Origin of the sequence: Streptomyces sp. SUK 48 (assembly GCF_009650765.1) — a bacterium.
Classification (GTDB): Bacteria; Actinomycetota; Actinomycetes; order Streptomycetales; family Streptomycetaceae; genus Streptomyces.
Genome location: NZ_CP045740.1, coordinates 4,852,940 through 4,870,441 on the forward strand (window position 1 = coordinate 4,852,940; position 17,502 = coordinate 4,870,441).

Sequence of the window (17,502 nt, forward strand, 5' to 3'; positions counted from 1 at the left end):
AGGCTGACCCACGCGGCGGAGCCGCATGTCGATACCGCCCCGCGCACAGGAGTGAAATGGCCGTCAACCTGGTCAATGTCGAGAACGTCAGCAAGGTGTACGGCACCCGTGCCCTGCTGGACGGCGTCTCGCTCGGTGTGCAGGAAGGCGACAGGATCGGGGTCGTCGGCCGCAACGGTGACGGGAAGACCACCCTGATCCGGATGCTCGCCAAGCAGGAGGAGGCCGACACCGGCCGGGTCACCCACCTGGGCGGGCTGCGCCTCGGCGTGCTCACCCAGCACGACTCGCTCGACCCCGCCGCCACCGTCCGCCATGAGGTGATCGGTGACATGGCCGACCACGAGTGGGCGGGAAACGCCAAGGTCAGGGACGTACTGACCGGCCTGTTCGGCGGCCTGGACCTGCCGGGCTTCCCCAAGGGGCTCGACACGGTCATCGGCCCGCTGTCCGGCGGCGAGCGGCGCCGCATCGCGCTGGCCAAGCTGCTGATCGAGGACCAGGACCTGCTCGTCCTGGACGAGCCCACCAACCACCTCGACGTCGAGGGCATCTCCTGGCTCGCCCGGCATCTGCGGAACCGCCGCTCGGCGCTCGTCTGCGTCACCCACGACCGCTGGTTCCTGGACCAGGTCTGCACCCGCATGTGGGACGTGCAGCGCGGTGACGTGTACGAGTACGAGGGCGGCTACTCCGACTACGTCTTCGCCCGCGCCGAGCGCGAGCGCATCGCCGCCACCGAAGAGGCCAAGCGGCAGAACCTGATCCGCAAGGAGCTGGCCTGGCTGCGCCGCGGCGCGCCCGCCCGCACCTCCAAGCCCCGCTTCCGGGTGGAGGCCGCCAACGAGCTGATCGCGGACGTGCCGCCGCCCCGCGACAGCAGCGAGCTGATGAAGTTCGCCTCCTCCCGGCTCGGCAAGACGGTCTTCGACCTGGAGGACGTCACCGTCCAGGCCGGCCCGAAGGTGCTGCTCAAGCACGTCACCTGGCAGCTCGGCCCCGGCGACCGGATCGGCCTGGTCGGCGTGAACGGCGCCGGCAAGACCTCGCTGCTGCGGGCCATGGCCGAGGCCGCCCGCACCGAGGGCGAGGCGCAGCCGGCCGGCGGCCGGGTCAATGTCGGCCGGACGGTCAAGCTCGCCTACCTCTCCCAGGAGGTCGCCGAACTCGACCCCACCTGGCGGGTCCTGGAGGCCGTGCAGCAGGTGCGCGAGCGCGTCGACCTCGGCAAGGGCCGCGAGATGACCGCGGGCCAGCTCTGCGAGACCTTCGGATTCACCAAGGAGAAGCAGTGGACGCCGGTCGGCGACCTCTCCGGTGGTGAGCGCCGCCGCCTCCAACTGCTGCGGCTGCTGATGGACGAGCCCAACGTCCTCTTCCTGGACGAGCCCACCAACGACCTCGACATCGAGACCCTCACCCAGCTGGAGGACGTCCTCGACGGCTGGCCCGGCTCGATGATCGTCATCTCCCACGACCGGTTCTTCGTGGAGCGCACCACGGACCGGGTGTTCGCCCTGCTCGGCGACGGCGCGCTGCGGATGCTGCCGCGCGGCATCGACGAGTACCTGGAGCGGCGCCTGCGCATGGAGGAGGCGGTCGCCGAGCGCACCGCCGCCGCGGCGCCCAAGCCGGCCACGCAGGAGAAGAGCGCCGCCGACCAGCGGGCCGCCAAGAAGGAACTCCAGAAGATCGAGCGGCAGTTGGACAAGGTCGCCGAGAAGGAGACCAAGCTGCACGCCCGGATCGCCGACAACGCGACGGACTTCGCGAAGGTCGCCGAACTGGATGCCCAGCTGCGGGAGCTGGCCGGTGAGCGCGAGGAACTGGAGCTGCGCTGGCTGGAACTGGCGGAGGACGCGTAGGACTTCGCCGCCGCGAATCAGCCAGTGCGGCGAACGGCCCCTCCCCGGTGCACGCCGGGGCGCGCGTGCGCCGCGTGAAGGGGGCGTGAAGGCGCGTAACGGAGGCATCACGGGCCGGTTCTCCCTTGGGAACAGGGCGGATCCGGCCCGCTGTGCTGTCCGTACCGAGTGATAGAAAGAGCCGTCTGAAAACTGTCTCCACAACGACCTTGGGTCCGTCAAGAACCTCAGGGCGTGGCTAAAAATCAGTGAACGAGGGGGAAGAGCGCTGATGACTCAGCCGCCCGACCAGTCGCCCAGCGGCGGCTTCGGAGCACCGCAGGATCCGAGAGAGCCCCGGGACCCCCGGGGCTCCGGGGACCCGAGGGACACGGGGAATCAGCCGCCGGTCCCGGCCCAGCCGCCGACGGCTCCCGCCGCCCCGGCCCAGCCGCCCGCCGCGCCCGCGCCCCCGGCCGCCCCGCCGCCGACGGTCCTCTCCAAGCCGCCCGCGACCCCGGTGCCGCCCGCGACGCCCATCCCGCCCGCGCCCGGGGCCCAGTCCGGCCCGCCGCCGCAGCCGGGGCAGCCGCCCCAGCCCCCGCAGCAGCCGGCGCCTGGCTACGGCTACCCGCAGCAGCCCGGCCCCTACGGCGCCCCCACGGCCTCCGGGACCCCCGGCGCCCCCGGCCCCTACGGCGCCCCCGCGGCACCCGGGCCCTATGGCGCCCCCGCGGCCCCCGGCACTCCCGCTCCCTACGGCTACCCGCAGCAGCCCCAGCAGCCGGGCCCCTACGGGCAGCAGCCCCAGCCCGGTTACGGCTTCCCGCCGCAGCCGCCGTACCCCGGCGCCCCCGGCACCGCCCCCGGCGGCCCCTTCCCGCCCCAGAGCGGCGGCGGCAGGAAGAAGACCCTGCTGATCGTGGGCGCCGCGGCGGCCGCGCTGCTCGTCATAGCCGGCACCGTCTACGCCGTGACCAGCGGCGGCGACGGCAAGAAGAAGCCCGTGGCCGAGCAGAGCGGCAGCACCGCGCCGACCTCGTCCGGCGCCCCCTCGGCCTCCTCGTCGGCCACCGGCGGCGACGACCCCGAGGACCTCAACAAGGGCCGCGCGTCCGGCGAGGCGAAGGTGCTCTGGTACAAGTCGGCACCGGACGCCCCCGGCGCGGGCGCCGACGCCCCGGGCATGTGGATCGCCGGGAACACCGTGGTGAAGGCGGCGTACAAGCAGGTCTTCGCCTACGACGCCGGCAACGGCTCCGCCCCCTGGGGGCCCCTCTCCTTCCCGCAGAAGATCTGCGCGGTCACCCCGCAGAAGTCGGACGACGGCAAGGTCGTCGTGGCGTACATGAACGGCGCCGGCGACAACGCCAAGTGCAACCAGCTCACCCAGCTCGACCTCGCCACCGGCAAGAAGGGCTGGAGCGCCCAGGTCGCCGACGGCGGGCTGTTCGACAGCGCGCTCAACGTCGAACTCAGCGTGGCCGGACACACGTTGATGGTGGGCCGCTCCGAGTCGGGCACCGCCTACGACATCGACAGCGGCAAGAAGCTGTACGACAAGAAGCGCTACGGCAACGCCTGCTTCCCCGCCGGGTACGCGGGCGGCGCCGGCCGGCTCGTCCAGGTGGCGTCCTGCGCGGCCTCCACCAGCACCCAGCACGACGAGCTGCGGGAACTCGACCCGGCCACCGGCAAGGTGAAGTGGACCCAGTCCCTCAAGAAGGGCTGGCAGGTCAGCCGGGTGTACTCGATGAACCCGCTCGTGGTCTATCTGACCAACGAGGACAAGAAGACGTGGAACATCTCCACCTTCACCTCGACCGGCAAGTTCCGCTCCCAGGTCAAGGTCGACGAGAAGTTCTCCCCGAGCTGCGGCTGGGCGATCCTGGAGCGCAACCTCCAGGGCTGCCAGGGCGTCGCGGCCGACGCCGACACGCTCTACCTGCCCACGTCCGCGACCTCCAGCGCCAACGAGATCGTCGCGATCAGCCTCTCCACCGGCACCGCGAAGTGGCGGGTCAAGTCCCCGGCGGACGAGCCGATGGCCCCGATGAAGACCGAGGGCGGCAAGCTCATCGCGTATGTGCAGCCGTCGTACGACGCGGGCGGCCAGGTGGTCTCGATCCCGACCGCTGGCTCCGCCCACACCCCCACGAAGCTGCTCCAGAATCCGCAGGGCACCGCGCAGATCGAGGACACCTTCTACAACGGCGTCATCGACTGGGCCGACGGGCGCTTCATCATCTCGGCCGGCCGGCTCAACGGCAACGACGAGTCGAAGGAGAAGCTGATCATGGCCTTCGGCGACTGAGCCCGGCCCGCTTCCCCGCCCTCCTCCCGTTTTGGCCGCCGTCCGGCCGTCCGAGTGTCACCGAGGTACCCGAGCCATGACCCAGCCGCCCCCGCCCCCGCCGAACCAGCCCCCGCAGCAGGGAGGGTTCGGCCCGCCGCCCCCGTCGGAGCCGACCCCGCCCACCCCGCCGCACTCGCTGGACAAGCAGCCCCCCGCGGCCCCGCCGCCCCCGCAGGGTGCCCCCGGCCAGCAGCCCCCGCCGCCGTCCCAGCCGGCGCCGCCGTCAGGACCTCCGCAGCCGGCCCCGCCGTCCGGACCCCCGCAGCCGGCGCCCGGCTACGGCTACCCGCAGCAGCCGGCCCCCGGTTACGGCTACCCCCAGCAGGCGCCCCCGCCGGCCGGCTACGGCTACCCCGCCGCGCCCCCGAACCCGTACGGCCAGCAGCCCGGAGCCCCCTACGGGGCGCCGCAGCAGAACCCGTACGCCATGCCCACCCAGCCGATGCAGCAGTCCGGGCAGCCGGGCTACGGCTATCCGGGCCAGCCCCCGACCATGCCCATGCGGCAGCAGGGCGGTGGCGGCGGGCGGAACAACACCGCGCTGTACATCGTCATCGCGGCGGTCGTCGTCATCGCGCTGATCGTCGGCGGGGGCATCTGGTACGCGGGCTCCGGTGGCGGCGGCACCAAGCAGGACACCGCCTCGTCCGGCGGCGGCAACGGCGGCGGGGGAGGGGACAAGGGGTCCGGCGGTTCGACCGGCGGCAAGGAGAAGGCGCCGGCGAACGCGGCGGCCAAGGTCCTCTTCCAGGTCCCCTCGCCCTCGGTGAAGGACACGGTGAGCACCTCCGGCTCCTGGCTGACCGACAAGGTGTACGCCAAGACCGGCGTGGACGAGATCGTGGGCTACGACCCGGTCAAGGGCACCAAGCTGTGGACGGTCCAGCTGCCCGGCCCGGTCTGCGCGGCCAGCCGGCACCACACCGACGACGACAGGACCGCGATCACCTACCAGCCGACGAACAAGAAGTACTCCGGCTGCTCCGACATCGCGGCGATCGACCTCGACGCGGGCAAGAAGCTGTGGACGAAGACCGTCAACGTCGGTGACTACCCGGTCAATTACCAGAACGTGACGGTCTCCCAGCGCACCGTCGCGCTCGGCGACAGCAACGGCGGCGCGGCCTTCGACATCGACTCCGGCAAGCCGCTGTGGCAGCCGAAGCCGGGCGAGGACTGCTACGACTCGGGCTACGGCGGCGGCGCCAAGCTGGTCGCGGTGCGCAGCTGCGGCGACTCGGACAACACCCAGCTGTCCATCCAGACCATCGACCCGAAGTCCGGCAAGGTCGTCTCCGAGTACAAGATGGACCCGGGCATCGAGTATGCCTCGGTCGTCTCCACCGATCCGCTGGTGGTGGCCGCCGACGTCGGCGACAGCGCGGGCGACGGCAGCGGCATCTCGGACTACTTCTCCATCGACAACAAGACCGGCAAGCTGCTCGCCCGGATCTCCGCGCCCGGCAAGACCTACGGCGGCCGCTGCGACGGCATCACCCGGATCGAGGACTGCCACGAGATCGCCGTCGGCGGCGGCAAGCTGTTCGTGCCGACCGAGGAGCACGACGGCAGCGGAAGCTCCTACAGCACCACCAACGAGGTCGTCGCCTTCGACCTGACCACCGGCAAGCCCACCGGCCAGCGCGCCGAGGCCGGGGACGGCTATCTGCTGTCGCCGCTGCGCATGGACGGCGCCAACCTGATCGCCTACAAGAAGCCGCCGTACGACAAGGGCGGCCAGATCGTCAGCATCGACGGCTCCACCTTCAAGCAGACCAAGCTCCTGGAGAACCCGTCCACGGAGAGCGTCCGGCGGGCGGAGGGCAGCATGCTGCCGGACTACGCGGAGATCCTCTTCGGGCGGGGCCGGCTGTACATGTCCGACGTCTTCGTCGACAAGGCGGACTCGAACGACGACAAGTCGTACCTGGTGCTGGCCTTCGGCACCGACGGCTGACCTGCCGCCACACAATCACCCGAACGGGTGACTTGGTCAGCAGTGCCCCGGATGTCATCGGTCCGGGGCACTTCTGCTGTCCAGGGGCGGCGCGGCGGCGGACGAGCGAGTAGCTTCCGGGGGCATGCACAGGGGCGGGGTGCCGGGGGGCCCTCTGTCCATCGGGCCGGTGGACGTCCATAGTGGGGCATCCATGGGCGGGGCTGGGGGGTTTCTCAATGGGAGTACGGCTCATGGTCGTGGACGACCATCGCCTGCTCGCGGAGGCGCTGGCGTCGGCGCTGAAACTGCGCGGGCACCGGGTGCTCGCCTCGGCGGCGCCCGCCGCGGGCGCCGCCGATCTGGTGATCGCACGGGCGCCCGAGGTGTGCCTGCTGGGCACGGCCGTCCCGGCCGAGCCGGGCGCCTTCGACCCGGTGGCGAAGATCAAGCGGGAGCGGCCGCAGGTGGCGGTGGTGGTGCTCGGCCCGGTGCCCTCGCCGCGCGGGATCGCCGCGGCGTTCGCCGCCGGGGCGTCGGGGTACGTACGGCACGACGAGCGCATCGAGGGTGTCGAGCGCGCGATCCTCAAGGCGCGGGCGGGCGAGTCGGCGGTGGCGCCGGTGCTTCTCCAGGAGGCGTTCGAGGAACTGCTGAACCCCACCGCGCAGCCCGACGACGAGGCCCAGCGCCTGCTGAGCGTCCTGACCCCGCGGGAGGTCGAGGTCCTCGTCCGGGTCGCCGACGGCGAGGACACCCGCGTCATCGCCTCCGGTATGCGCATAGCGCCGAGCACGGCCCGCACCCATGTGCAGCGGGTGCTGATGAAACTGGGCGTGGGCTCGCGCCTGGAGGCGGCGGCGCTGGCCGCGCGCACGGGGCTGCTGGACCGGGCGGCGGGGCCGGGGTCATAGCCCCCGGCCCCGCCGCCCGCGAGCGCCCGTGGGGGCGCGGGGAACCGCGTGATCAGTCACGACGAAGCCGCACCCGGCAGACCGCCCGCGCCCCCGAAAGACCCCTAGTCCTCCCGCTGTTCGGGCACGGTCACCGGCCTGAGCTTGAGCCACACCAGGAAGAAGACACCCAGCAGCAGCATCCCGATCCCGGTCCACAGGTTGATGTTGACCCCCTGCGCCTTGTCGATCGCCGACTGCGAGTCCGTGATGCCGGTGATCGTGACGATCAGGCCGTAGACCACGAAGAGCCCGCCGATGATGCGCCGCAGATCGAAGATGCGGGACGCGGTCGCCGACTTGGTCTCCAGCTCGGTGACCTCGCGCGCGAGCTCGCCCTCGGTGTCATGGTGTTCGGAGTTCTCGGACATGTTCCCTCGATCCTCCCGCGTCAGAACGAGAACGGGATGTAGCAGACGGCGGCCAGCACGACCGCACCCCAGCCCAGCAGCGCCGGCTTGCGGTACCACGCGTCGTCACCGGGCGCCGGCGGCTCGGACATCCCCGGCGAGCGGGTGCCGTAGACCAGGCCCTGGAGCTCCTTCGCCGGCTTCGGCGCGGTGAACAGCGACACCAGGACCATCACGACCGCGCCGGCCACGAACCCGGCGATCGCCGAGACGAAGTTGGCGCCCTGGTCGGAGGGGATGGAGATGATCCCCTTCTTGTAGAGGACGAAGTAGTTGACCATCGCGGTGACGGTGCCCGCGAGCAGCCCCCAGAAGCCGGACTTGACCGACGCCCGCTTCCAGAACATGCCGATGATGAAGACGACGAACATCGGCACGTTGAAGAAGGAGAACAGCGTCTGGAGGTAGGACATGATGTTCGAGAACGACGACGCGAGGAACGCCGTGCCCACCGACGCGCAGACGCCGATCACGGTGATCCACCGGCCGAACCGGACGTAGTACGCGTCCTCCCGCCCGCGCACCACGTACTTCGCCCAGATGTCCGTGGTGAACACGGTGTTGAAGGACGACACGTTGGCCGCCATGCCCGCCATGAACGCGGCGAGCAGACCGGTGACCGCGATGCCGAGCACACCGTTGGGCAGCAGCTCCTGCATCAGGTAGGGGATGGCGTCGTTGTACTGAAGGCCGGAGCCGCTGGTGCCGATGTTCGGCACGAGCGCGGCCGCGACCAGGCCCGGGATCATCACCAGGAAGACGATGAAGATCTTCGGGTACGCGGCGATCAGCGGCGTGCGCCGTCCCGCCGAGAGGTTCTTCGCGGACAGGGCGCGCTGGACCTCGGCGAAGTTGGTGGTCCAGTAGCCGAAGGAGAGCACGAACCCGAGGCCGAGCACGATCGTCAGCCAGTTCGCGCCGAGCGGGTTGGCGCTGCCGATCCCGGTGCCGCCCCACGCGGTGGTGAAGTTGTGCCCGTGGGTCTCGGCGAGCTTGTGGGTCAGGCCGCCCCAGCCGCCGACCTTGCGCAGCCCGAGGATGGTGAGCGGGATGAGCGCGGCCAGGATCACGAAGAACTGGAGCACCTCGTTGTAGATCGCCGAGGACAGGCCGCCCAGGGTGATGTACGCGAGGACGAAGGCGCCGGCGACCACGATGGCCACCCACTGGGGCCAGCCCAGCAGGGCCTCGACCACGATCGCGAGCGCGTACAGGTTGACGCCGGCGATCAGGATCGCGGCGAAGGCGAACAGGATCGAACTGAGCAGATGGGCTGCCTTGTCGAAGCGCAGCAGCAGGAACTCGGGGACCGAGCGGACCTTGCTGCCGTAGTAGAAGGGCATCATCACCAGGCCGAGGAAGACCATGGCGGGGATGGCGCCGATCCAGTACCAGTGCACGGTGTAGGCGCCGTACTGGGCGCTGTTGGCGGCCATGCCGAGGATCTCGGTGGCCGCCAGGTTCGCCGAGATGAAGGCGAGGCCGGTGATCCAGGCGGGCAGCGAGCGTCCGGACAGGAAGAAGTCGAGGCTGGTCTTGACGGAGCGGCGGGCGGCGAAACCGATACCGAGCACGACGACGAAATAGATCGCCAGGATCGTGTAGTCCAGCCAGTTGGTCGGGAGCCGTAGCCCGGCCGCCGCCAGATACGTATGCGCGTATGTGGGGGTCTGCATGAGAACTCGCTTCGTTGCGCGAACTGATCAGAGCGGAACCTACGCCTGTGTGTTTAGAAAATGAACATCTCTGATGGTGATCTTTGTTCGATTGTGATGATCTGATTCTGTGTCGGGTTGTGGTCTGTTATGTTTGATTCTGTTGAGAGGAGTCCGGCGTGAAGAAGACCCCGACCCTGCTGGCCGACGGTCGCGAGCTGATCTACTACGACCTGCGGGACGACACCGTGCGCGACGCCGCCGACCGCCGCCCGCTGGACCGTACGGCCACCACCTCCGAGATCCGCCGTGATCCGCTGCTCGGGGACCGGGTCGCCGTCGCCTCCCACCGGCAGGGCCGCACCTACCACCCGCCGGCCGACCAGTGCCCGCTGTGCCCGACCGAGGGCGAGCGGCTCAGCGAGATCCCGGACTCCTCGTACGACGTCGTCGTCTTCGAGAACCGCTTCCCCTCGCTCGCCGGCGACTCCGGGCGCTGCGAGGTCGTCTGCTTCACCTCCGACCACGACGCCTCCTTCGCCGATCTGACCCCCGGGCAGGGGCGCCTGGTGCTGGACGCGTGGACCGACCGCACGGCGGAGCTGTCGCAGCTGCCCTGTGTCGAGCAGGTGTTCTGCTTCGAGAACCGCGGCGCCGAGATCGGGGTGACCCTCGGTCACCCGCACGGACAGATCTACGCCTACCCCTTCACCACCCCCCGCACCGCGCTGATGCTCCGCTCACTCGCCGACCACCAGGCGGCCCACGGCGGGGAGAACCTCTTCGACGCCGTCCTGGAGCGTGAACTCACCGGCGGGCGGGTCGTCCTGGCGGGTGAACACTGGGTGGCCTTCGTGCCGTACGCGGCGCACTGGCCGTACGAGGTCCATCTGTATCCCCGGCGCCGCGTCCCCGATCTGCTCGCCCTGGACGAGGCGGCGCGCACAGAGTTCCCCCAGGTGTATCTGGAACTCTTGAGGCGCTTCGACCGGATCTTCGGGCCCGGCGAGCCGCCGACGCCGTACATCTCCGCCTGGCACCAGGCGCCGTTCGGGGCACTCACCGGCTTCGACGGGGTGACGCGGGAGGACTTCGCGCTCCATCTGGAGCTTTTCACCATCCGCCGCACTTCCGGCAAGCTGAAGTTTCTCGCGGGTTCCGAGTCCGGCATGAGCGTGTTCATCAACGACGTGCCGCCGGAACGGGCGGCCGAGCGACTGCGAGAGGTAGCGACTTCATGAAGTACCTGGTGACGGGTGGCGCGGGTTACGTCGGCGGCGTGGTGGCCCAGCATCTGCTGGAGGCCGGACACGAGGTCACCGTCCTCGACAACCTCTCCACCGGCTTCCGGGCGGGCGTCCCGGCCGGTGCCGCCTTCGTCGAGGGCGACATCCGCGACGCCGCCAAGTGGCTCGACGCCTCGTACCACGGTGTGCTGCACTTCGCCGCGTTCTCCCAGGTCGGCGAGTCCGTGGTGAAGCCCGAGAAGTACTGGGACAACAACGTCGCCGGCACCCTCGCGCTGCTCGGCGCGATGCGCGAGGCGGGCGTGCGCACGCTCGTCTTCTCCTCCACCGCCGCCACCTACGGCGAGCCCGAGCAGGTCCCGATCACCGAGAGCGCCCCGACCCGCCCGACCAACCCCTACGGGGCGTCCAAGCTCGCCGTCGACCACATGATCACCAGCGAGGCGAACGCCCACGGCCTCGCGGCGGTCTCGCTGCGCTACTTCAACGTGGCGGGCGCGTACGGCGCGTACGGCGAGCGCCACGACCCCGAGTCGCACCTCATCCCGCTCGTCCTCCAGGTCGCCCAGGGCCGCCGCGACGCCATCTCCGTCTACGGCGACGACTACCCGACCCCCGACGGCACCTGCGTGCGCGACTACATCCACGTGGCCGACCTCGCCGACGCGCACCTGCTGGCGCTGACGGCCGCGCGCCCCGGCGAGCACCTGATCTGCAACCTCGGCAACGGCAACGGATTCTCCGTCCGCGAGGTGATCGAGACCGTCCGCGAGGTCACCGGGCACCCGGTCCCCGAGGTCGTCGCCCCGCGCCGGGGCGGCGACCCGGCCGTCCTGGTCGCCGCCGCGGACACCGCCCGCGAGAAGCTGGGCTGGAACCCGACCCGCGCGGACCTCGCGGGCATCGTCGCGGACGCCTGGGAGTTCGCGCGGAATCTGTCGAAGGAGAACTAGTGGGGGCACAGCAGGTCGCCGAGCGCTTCGCGGAGTTGTACGGAGCGCGGCCGCAGGGAGTGTGGGCGGCGCCGGGACGGGTCAACCTGATCGGCGAGCACACGGACTACAACGACGGCTTCGTCATGCCGTTCGCACTGCCCCACCACACTCTCGCGGCGGTCTCCCGCCGGGACGACGGCCTGCTGCGCCTGCATTCCGCGGACATGGACGGGGGCGTCGCCGCACTGCGCCTCGACGCGCTCGCGCCGGGCACCGACCCCGCGTGGACGGCGTACCCGGCGGGCGTCGTCTGGGCCCTGCGCGAGGCGGGCCACCCGGTCACCGGCGCGGACATCCACCTCGCCTCGACCGTGCCCACCGGCGCGGGCCTGTCCTCCTCCGCCGCCCTGGAGGTCGTGATCGCCCTCGCGCTGTGCGATCTGTACGGCCTCGACCTCGCCCGGTGGCAGCTCGCCCGGCTGTGCCAGCGCGCCGAGAACGTCTACGTCGGCGCGCCGACCGGCATCATGGACCAGACCGCCGCCGCCTGCTGCGAGCCGGGCCACGCCCTGTTCCTCGACACCCGCGACCTGTCCCGGCGGCAGATCCCCTTCGACCTCGCGGCCGAGGGCCTGTGCCTGCTCGTGGTCGACACCCAGGTCAAGCACGCGCACAGCGGCGGCGAGTACGGCAAGCGCCGGGCCGGCTGCGAGAAGGGCGCGGCCCTGCTCGGCGTCGGCGCCCTGCGCGACATCGCCCACGCCGACCTGGACGCGGCGCTGGCCCGGCTGGGCGAGGAGGAGGAGATCCGCCGCCTGGTCCGCCATGTCGTCACGGAGGACGAGCGCGTCGAACGCACGGTCGCCCTGCTGCGCGCCGGCACCCCCGGGCCATCGGCCCGGTCCTCACCGAGGGCCATGCCTCGCTGCGCGACGACTTCCGCATCTCCTGCCCGGAACTGGACCTCGTCGTGGACACCGCCCTCGCGCACGGCGCCCTGGGCGCCCGCATGACCGGCGGCGGCTTCGGCGGCTCGGCCGTCATCCTCACCGATACGGCCGAGGTCCCCTCCCTGACCGAGTCCCTGGAAGCGGCCTTCACGGCGGCGCGGTTCACGACTCCCCGGGTGTTCGAGGCGGTGCCGTCGGCGGGGGCGCGGCGACTGGTCTGACGTCAGCGCAGCCGCTTCACCAGCGTGTACTCCGTGATCCCCGGCGGGTAGTCGGGGATCTCGCACACCACCTGGTAGCCCTGCTTGCGGTAGAAGCGCGGGGCCTGGAAGTCCCAGGTCTCCAGGCGGACGGCGGCGCAGGCGCGGTCGGCGGCGGCGTGGTGCTCGGCGCGGGCCAGCAGGTGGGAGCCGAGGCCCGTGCCGCGGTACGCGGCGTCCACCCAGAGGTAGGTGACATGCAGCCAGGCGGTCCAGGTGTGGCCCACCAGACCGCCCGCGAGCTCACCGGCGGGACCGAGGGCCCAGACGTGCAAGGGGACTTCGCGTTCGGCGGGGGTGCCGCGCAGCGCCGCGAGGACCGGGGAGGCCGCCGTATTGGTGTCCAGCAGCCGGTTGCGGAGCAGTTCCTGTCGTGCCTTGTCGACTTCCGCCTCGATACGAAACATGCGGCACACCATAAACGCGCCCGTCGGCCAGTTCTGTAAATCTCCTTCCGCTGCGTGCCGGTATCCGTACGCTGAGACGCAGCGACCGGTCGGGGGCCGGTGCCGTTCAGGGGGTTCTGTGGTTCGTATCCGAGTCCTGGTCGTGGACGACCACCGCATCTTCGCCGAGTCGCTCGCCGCCGCGCTGGCCGCCGAGCCCGATGTCGAGGTCGCCGCCGCCGGCAGTGGCCCGGCCGCGCTGCGCTGCCTGGAGCGGGCCGTCGCCGAGGGCCGCCGCTACGACGTCCTGCTCGTGGACGCCGACCTGGGCGGCAGGCCGACCGGCGGCCGCTCGCCGGTACCCGTGCGGGGCGCGGACGAAGAGGGGCTGGTCGACGGGATCTCGCTGGTCGCGGGGGTGCGCGCCGCCCAGCCCGCCGTCCGTACCGTGGTCCTCGCCGGGAAGGACGACCCGCGCCGCGCCGCCCTCGCGCTCGGCGCCGGTGCCTGCGGCTGGGTCGCCAAGGACTGCTCCCTGTCGCGGCTGCTCGCGGTGATCCGGGGTGTGCTGCGCGACGAGACGCATCTGCCGCCCGCCCTGCTGACCGGTGTGCTCAAGGAGCTGACCGCCGCCCGCAGACACCGCAGCGAGAGCGAACGCCTGGTGGAGTCGCTCACGCCGAGGGAGCGGGAGGTGCTGCGCTGCATGGTCGCGGGTCTGGGCCGCAAGGCGGTCGCCGAGCGGCTGTACCTCTCCCCGCACACCGTCCGCACCCATATGCAGAACGTCCTCGGCAAACTCGGCGTCCACTCCACCCTGGCCGCCGTCGCCCTCGCCCGCCGGGCCGGGGTGGGCCCGGTGGACCTAGCCGGGAATGTTGTCGAACGGGGCGGTCAACTGGCGTAGCAGGTCCGCCAGTTCGCCCCGCTGTGCCCGGGACAGCTCACCGAGGATGGCCCGCTCCTGGGCCAGCAGCCCCGCGAGGGACTGGTCGGCGCGGTCCCGGCCGGTGTCGGTCAGCCGCACCAGCACCCCGCGCCGGTCGCTCGGGTCGGGGAGCCGTTCGACCAGGCCCTTCTTCGCCAGGCGGTCGATCCGGTTGGTCATGGTGCCGGAGGTGACCAGGGTCTGGGTCAGCAGCTGTCCGGGGGAGAGCTGGTACGGCGTGCCCGCGCGCCGCAGCGCGGTCAGCACGTCGAACTCCCAGGGCTCCAGCTGGTGTTCCGCGAACGCGAGCCGGCGGGCACGGTCGAGGTGCCGGGCGAGCCGGCTCACCCGGCTGAGCACTTCCAGCGGCTCCACGTCGAGGTCCGGGCGCTCCCGGCGCCACGCTGCGACCAGCCGATCGACCTCGTCCTCCATGAGATCAGTGTAGTGGTTGTGTCGACATGAAGTCTCTTGGAATCGAGTATCTCCTGTTGAAGTATCTTGACGTCGAGAGATCTCGCGCGGGAAGGTGGACGGCATGACGACACCGACCTGGGACCCCGGCCAGTACCTCCGGCACGCCGGCCACCGCGCCCGCCCCTTCGCCGACCTTCTCACCCGCGTCCCCGACCTGCCCGGCACCCGGCCCCGCATCGCCGACCTCGGCTGCGGCCCCGGCAATGCCACCGCCACCCTCGCCGGACGCTGGCCCACCGCGCACATCACCGGCTACGACAACTCGCCCGAGATGCTGGACGCGGCCCACACCGGGCACGAGGGCCCCACCCCCGGCGGCGGCCGGCTGGACTTCGCCCGCGCCGACGCCCGCACCTGGACGCCCGGGGAGCCGTACGACCTGATCGTCTCCAACGCCACCCTCCAGTGGGTGCCGGGACACCTCGACCGGTTCGCCGACTGGATCGGGGCCCTTCCGCCCGGCGGCGTCTTCGCCTTCCAGATGCCGGACAACGTCGATGCCCCGCAGCACGTCCTCATGCGCGAACTCGCCGCCGCCCCGCGCTGGCGGGACCGGCTCACCGGGGTCCTGCGCCGCACCGACTCCGTGCACACCCCCGGCGCCTACCTGGACCGCCTCGCCCGCCTCGGCTGCGCCACCGACGTCTGGCGGACCACGTACCTGCACGTCCTCGAGGGCGAGGACCCGGTCCTCGACTGGGTGAAGGGCACCGGGCTGCGGCCCGCCCTGACCGTGCTCGCCGACGACCCCGAGGCCCGGGACGCGTTCCTCACCGCATACCGCGACCTGCTGCGCGACGCCTATCCGCGGGCGCCCTACGGCACCTTCCTGCCCTTCCGCCGCCTGTTCGCCGTCGCCGTGAAGGGAGCCTGACCGTGCTGGTGGCCGTCGATCACGTACAGCTCGCGGCGCCGCCCGGATCGGAGGACGCGCTGCGCGCGTACTACGTCGATGTCCTCGGCATGACCGAGGCCGCCAAGCCGCCGGTGCTCGCGGCCCGCGGCGGCTGCTGGTTCGAGGCCGGCCCGGTCCGCCTCCACCTCGGCATCGACCCCGCCTTCCACCCCGCCGAGAAGGCCCACCCGGGCCTCCAGGTCCGCGACATCGAGTCCTACGCCACCCGGCTCACCACCCGCGGCGCGTCCGTGACCTGGGACGACAACCTCCCCGGCCATCTCCGCTTCTACTCGGCAGACCCGGTCGGCAACCGGCTGGAGTTCCTGGAACCGATCAGGCGGTCCGGCCGAGGTGGGTCATCACTGTGCGGCCTGGTTCGTGGTCCCCGGTCCTCGGTACTGCGGCAGGTCACCGGCGCAGCCCCAGCGGTCTCCCCCTTCTGGTGAACCTCAGCTCTTCCGATGACCTATCAGCCGCGGTCGCTGCTCCAGCCCGTCCAGGCCGTGCCACGCCAGATTCACCAGATGCGCCGCCACCTCCGCCTTCTTCGGGCGGCGCACGTCCAGCCACCACTGGCCGGTCAGGGCGACCATGCCGACCAGGGCCTGCGCGTACAGGGGAGCGAGCTTGGGGTCGAAGCCGCGGGACTTGAACTCGCGGCCCAGGATGTCCTCCACCTGCGTGGCGATGTCGGAGATCAGCGACGCGAAGGACCCCGTCGACTGCGGGATCGGCGAATCGCGCACGAGAATACGGAAACCGTCCGTGTACTCCTCGATGTAGTCGAGCAGCGCGAACGCCGCCTGCTCGCACAGCTCACGCGGATGCCCGGCCGTCAGCGAACCGGTCACCATGTCGAGCAGGCGCCGCATCTCGCGGTCGACCACCACCGCGTACAGCCCCTCCTTGCCGCCGAAGTGCTCGTACACCACCGGCTTGGACACCCCGGCCTTCGCCGCGATCTCCTCCACCGAGGTGCCCTCGAACCCCTTCGCCGCGAAGAGCGTGCGACCGATTTCCAGCAACTGCTGGCGGCGCTCGGCACCGGTCATACGGGTCCGGCGGGTCCGCCGCTGCTTGTCTTTGTCAGTTCCTGGATTGCTGCTGGAATCGGTCGCCACGGCGTCAATCATGCCGCCTCGGCCGCCTCCTTCCGGCGCCGGGAGCCGCCATCCGCGTCGTTGCGGCGCGAATCGATACGCGAGTGTGACGGCCAGCGCACGTCGTACGCCCACCCCAGTTGCTCGAAGATCCGGATGAACCGGGCCGAGGAGTCGATCTGCCCGCGCATCACCCCGTGCCGCGCCGACGTCGGGTCGGCATGGTGCAGGTTGTGCCAGGACTCGCCGCAGGACAGCACCGCCAGCCACCACACATTGCCCGACCGGTCCCGCGACTTGAACGGCCGCTTGCCCACCGCGTGACAGATCGAGTTGATCGACCACGTCACATGGTGCAGCAGCGCCACCCGCACGAGTGACCCCCAGAAGAACGCGGTGAACGCGCCCCACCAGGACATCGTCACCAGACCGCCGATCAGCGCCGGCAGCCCCAGGGACAGCGCCGTCCACAGCACGAACTGCCGGGAGACCGCCCGCAGCGCCGGGTCCTTGACCAGATCAGGCGCGTACTTCTCCTGCGAGGTCTGCTCCTCGTCGAACATCCAGCCGATGTGCGCCCACCACAGGCCCTTGAGCAGCGCCGGGACCGTCTCGCCGTACTTCCACGGGGAGTGCGGATCGCCCTCGGCGTCGGAGAACTTGTGGTGCTTGCGGTGATCGGCCACCCAGCGCACCAGCGGCCCCTCCACCGCCATCGACCCCATGACCGCCAGCGCGATCCGCAGCGGCCGCTTCGCCTTGAACGAACCGTGGGTGAAATACCGGTGGAAGCCGATGGTGATGCCGTGGCATCCCAGGTAGTAGAAGAACACCAGCAGGCCCACATCGAGCCAGCTCACCCCCCAGCCCCAGGCCAGCGGCACCGCGGCCACCAGCGCCAGGAACGGAACGGTGATGAACAGCAGCAGCGTGATCTGCTCGATCGAACCCTTCCGCTCACCACCCAGCGTGGCCAGCGGAGGGGAGGTGTCGGTGGCCTTACGGGCTTCTTCGATCACATCGGAATGTGAGGTCATGCGCGTCCCCTGTGGGGTCGAGGGTCGGGGGTGGGTGTGCCGGGCCACCGGAACCGGACGCGGGGAGACCGTACGTCCCTACGGCTCCGTAACCTACGGCGACGTAAGTATGGCAGCGTGCCGGGCGGCG

15 protein-coding genes and 1 pseudogene are annotated in these 17,502 nt (G+C 71.2%); 10 read left to right on the top strand and 6 right to left on the bottom strand.

Annotated features, from left to right (window positions below; all coding sequences use genetic code 11):
• Positions 1–56: 56 nt before the first annotated feature.
• The 4 genes from GHR20_RS21270 (at position 57) to GHR20_RS21285 (ending at position 7,050) form a co-directional block, all read left to right on the top strand.
• Positions 57–1,865 carry an ABC-F family ATP-binding cassette domain-containing protein gene (locus GHR20_RS21270; RefSeq protein WP_153814090.1) on the top strand — a complete coding sequence of 603 codons (1,809 nt, stop codon included), beginning with the start codon at positions 57–59 and terminating at the stop codon, positions 1,863–1,865.
• Between the two features lie 271 nt (positions 1,866–2,136).
• Complete coding sequence (locus GHR20_RS21275) at positions 2,137–4,158, top strand: PQQ-binding-like beta-propeller repeat protein (RefSeq protein WP_153814091.1); 2,022 nt, start codon at positions 2,137–2,139, stop codon at positions 4,156–4,158.
• A 76-nt stretch (positions 4,159–4,234) separates the two neighbouring features.
• A complete protein-coding gene (locus GHR20_RS21280) occupies positions 4,235–6,157 on the top strand; it encodes a PQQ-binding-like beta-propeller repeat protein (protein ID WP_153814092.1) in 1,923 nt (640 codons plus the stop codon).
• A gap of 218 nt (positions 6,158–6,375) precedes the next feature.
• Positions 6,376–7,050, top strand: a complete 675-nt coding sequence (locus tag GHR20_RS21285) for a response regulator transcription factor (protein WP_111585979.1) — start codon at positions 6,376–6,378, stop codon at positions 7,048–7,050.
• A 104-nt stretch (positions 7,051–7,154) separates the two neighbouring features.
• On the opposite strand, the gene GHR20_RS21290 is transcribed toward GHR20_RS21285, so the two are convergent.
• Positions 7,155–7,460 carry a hypothetical protein gene (locus GHR20_RS21290; RefSeq protein WP_148027030.1) on the bottom strand — a complete coding sequence of 102 codons (306 nt, stop codon included), beginning with the start codon at positions 7,458–7,460 and terminating at the stop codon, positions 7,155–7,157.
• 20 nt (positions 7,461–7,480) lie between these two features.
• A complete protein-coding gene (locus GHR20_RS21295) occupies positions 7,481–9,175 on the bottom strand; it encodes a sodium:solute symporter family protein (RefSeq protein ID WP_153814093.1) in 1,695 nt (564 codons plus the stop codon).
• A gap of 158 nt (positions 9,176–9,333) precedes the next feature.
• Here GHR20_RS21295 and galT point away from each other — a divergent pair, with 158 nt between their 5' ends.
• From galT to galK, 3 genes and pseudogenes are all read left to right on the top strand, one after another.
• Positions 9,334–10,395, top strand: a complete 1,062-nt coding sequence (gene galT, locus GHR20_RS21300) for a galactose-1-phosphate uridylyltransferase (RefSeq protein ID WP_153814094.1) — start codon at positions 9,334–9,336, stop codon at positions 10,393–10,395.
• Positions 10,392–11,354, top strand: a complete 963-nt coding sequence (galE, locus tag GHR20_RS21305) for a UDP-glucose 4-epimerase GalE (protein WP_111585975.1) — start codon at positions 10,392–10,394, stop codon at positions 11,352–11,354. Before galT ends, galE begins: the two co-directional genes overlap by 4 nt.
• A pseudogene (gene galK, locus GHR20_RS21310) lies at positions 11,354–12,507 on the top strand (galactokinase). Before galE ends, galK begins: the two are co-directional and overlap by 1 nt.
• A 2-nt stretch (positions 12,508–12,509) precedes the next feature.
• Here galK and GHR20_RS21315 read toward each other — a convergent pair.
• Entirely contained in the window at positions 12,510–12,965 is a 456-nt protein-coding gene (locus tag GHR20_RS21315; protein ID WP_194858947.1) for an N-acetyltransferase, read from the bottom strand.
• A 106-nt stretch (positions 12,966–13,071) separates the two neighbouring features.
• On the opposite strand from GHR20_RS21315, the gene GHR20_RS21320 reads away from it, so the two are divergent.
• A complete protein-coding gene (locus GHR20_RS21320; protein WP_111585973.1) occupies positions 13,072–13,839 on the top strand; it encodes a response regulator transcription factor in 768 nt (255 codons plus the stop codon).
• Here the strand turns inward: GHR20_RS21320 and tamR are convergent.
• Entirely contained in the window at positions 13,798–14,295 is a 498-nt protein-coding gene (gene tamR, locus GHR20_RS21325) for a MarR family transcriptional regulator TamR (protein WP_111585972.1), read from the bottom strand. The genes GHR20_RS21320 and tamR overlap by 42 nt on opposite strands.
• 103 nt (positions 14,296–14,398) lie before the next feature.
• Between tamR and GHR20_RS21330 the strand changes: the two genes are divergently transcribed.
• Both GHR20_RS21330 and GHR20_RS21335 read left to right on the top strand, forming a co-directional pair.
• Positions 14,399–15,211: a trans-aconitate 2-methyltransferase gene (locus GHR20_RS21330; RefSeq protein WP_153814096.1), complete on the top strand. Its 813-nt coding sequence runs from the start codon at positions 14,399–14,401 to the stop codon at positions 15,209–15,211.
• Between the two features lie 2 nt (positions 15,212–15,213).
• Positions 15,214–15,681: a VOC family protein gene (locus tag GHR20_RS21335; protein WP_194858948.1), complete on the top strand. Its 468-nt coding sequence runs from the start codon at positions 15,214–15,216 to the stop codon at positions 15,679–15,681.
• A gap of 3 nt (positions 15,682–15,684) precedes the next feature.
• Here GHR20_RS21335 and GHR20_RS21340 read toward each other — a convergent pair whose 3' ends face one another.
• Together GHR20_RS21340 and GHR20_RS21345 are read right to left on the bottom strand one after the other, a co-directional pair.
• Positions 15,685–16,368: a TetR/AcrR family transcriptional regulator gene (locus tag GHR20_RS21340; RefSeq protein ID WP_111585970.1), complete on the bottom strand. Its 684-nt coding sequence runs from the start codon at positions 16,366–16,368 to the stop codon at positions 15,685–15,687.
• Positions 16,365–17,372 (bottom strand): fatty acid desaturase, encoded by a 1,008-nt coding sequence (locus GHR20_RS21345; RefSeq protein WP_148027035.1) that lies wholly within the window; start codon positions 17,370–17,372, stop codon positions 16,365–16,367. The genes GHR20_RS21340 and GHR20_RS21345 overlap by 4 nt, the downstream gene beginning before the upstream one ends.
• Between the last annotated feature and the right edge of the window lie 130 nt (positions 17,373–17,502).

Excerpts from the sequence above, each read along its gene's own strand:
- GHR20_RS21270 (WP_153814090.1), top strand. The coding sequence starts at position 57 with ATGGCCGTCAACCTGGTCAATGTCGAGAACGTCAGCAAGGTGTACGGC.
- GHR20_RS21275 (WP_153814091.1), top strand. The coding sequence starts at position 2,137 with ATGACTCAGCCGCCCGACCAGTCGCCCAGCGGCGGCTTCGGAGCACCG.
- GHR20_RS21280 (WP_153814092.1), top strand. The coding sequence starts at position 4,235 with ATGACCCAGCCGCCCCCGCCCCCGCCGAACCAGCCCCCGCAGCAGGGA.
- GHR20_RS21285 (WP_111585979.1), top strand. The coding sequence starts at position 6,376 with ATGGGAGTACGGCTCATGGTCGTGGACGACCATCGCCTGCTCGCGGAG.
- GHR20_RS21290 (WP_148027030.1), bottom strand. The coding sequence starts at position 7,460 with ATGTCCGAGAACTCCGAACACCATGACACCGAGGGCGAGCTCGCGCGC.
- GHR20_RS21295 (WP_153814093.1), bottom strand. The coding sequence starts at position 9,175 with ATGCAGACCCCCACATACGCGCATACGTATCTGGCGGCGGCCGGGCTA.
- galE (WP_111585975.1), top strand. The coding sequence starts at position 10,392 with ATGAAGTACCTGGTGACGGGTGGCGCGGGTTACGTCGGCGGCGTGGTG.
- GHR20_RS21315 (WP_194858947.1), bottom strand. The coding sequence starts at position 12,965 with ATGGTGTGCCGCATGTTTCGTATCGAGGCGGAAGTCGACAAGGCACGA.
- tamR (WP_111585972.1), bottom strand. The coding sequence starts at position 14,295 with ATGGAGGACGAGGTCGATCGGCTGGTCGCAGCGTGGCGCCGGGAGCGC.
- GHR20_RS21330 (WP_153814096.1), top strand. The coding sequence starts at position 14,399 with ATGACGACACCGACCTGGGACCCCGGCCAGTACCTCCGGCACGCCGGC.
- GHR20_RS21340 (WP_111585970.1), bottom strand. The coding sequence starts at position 16,368 with ATGATTGACGCCGTGGCGACCGATTCCAGCAGCAATCCAGGAACTGAC.
- GHR20_RS21345 (WP_148027035.1), bottom strand. The coding sequence starts at position 17,372 with ATGACCTCACATTCCGATGTGATCGAAGAAGCCCGTAAGGCCACCGAC.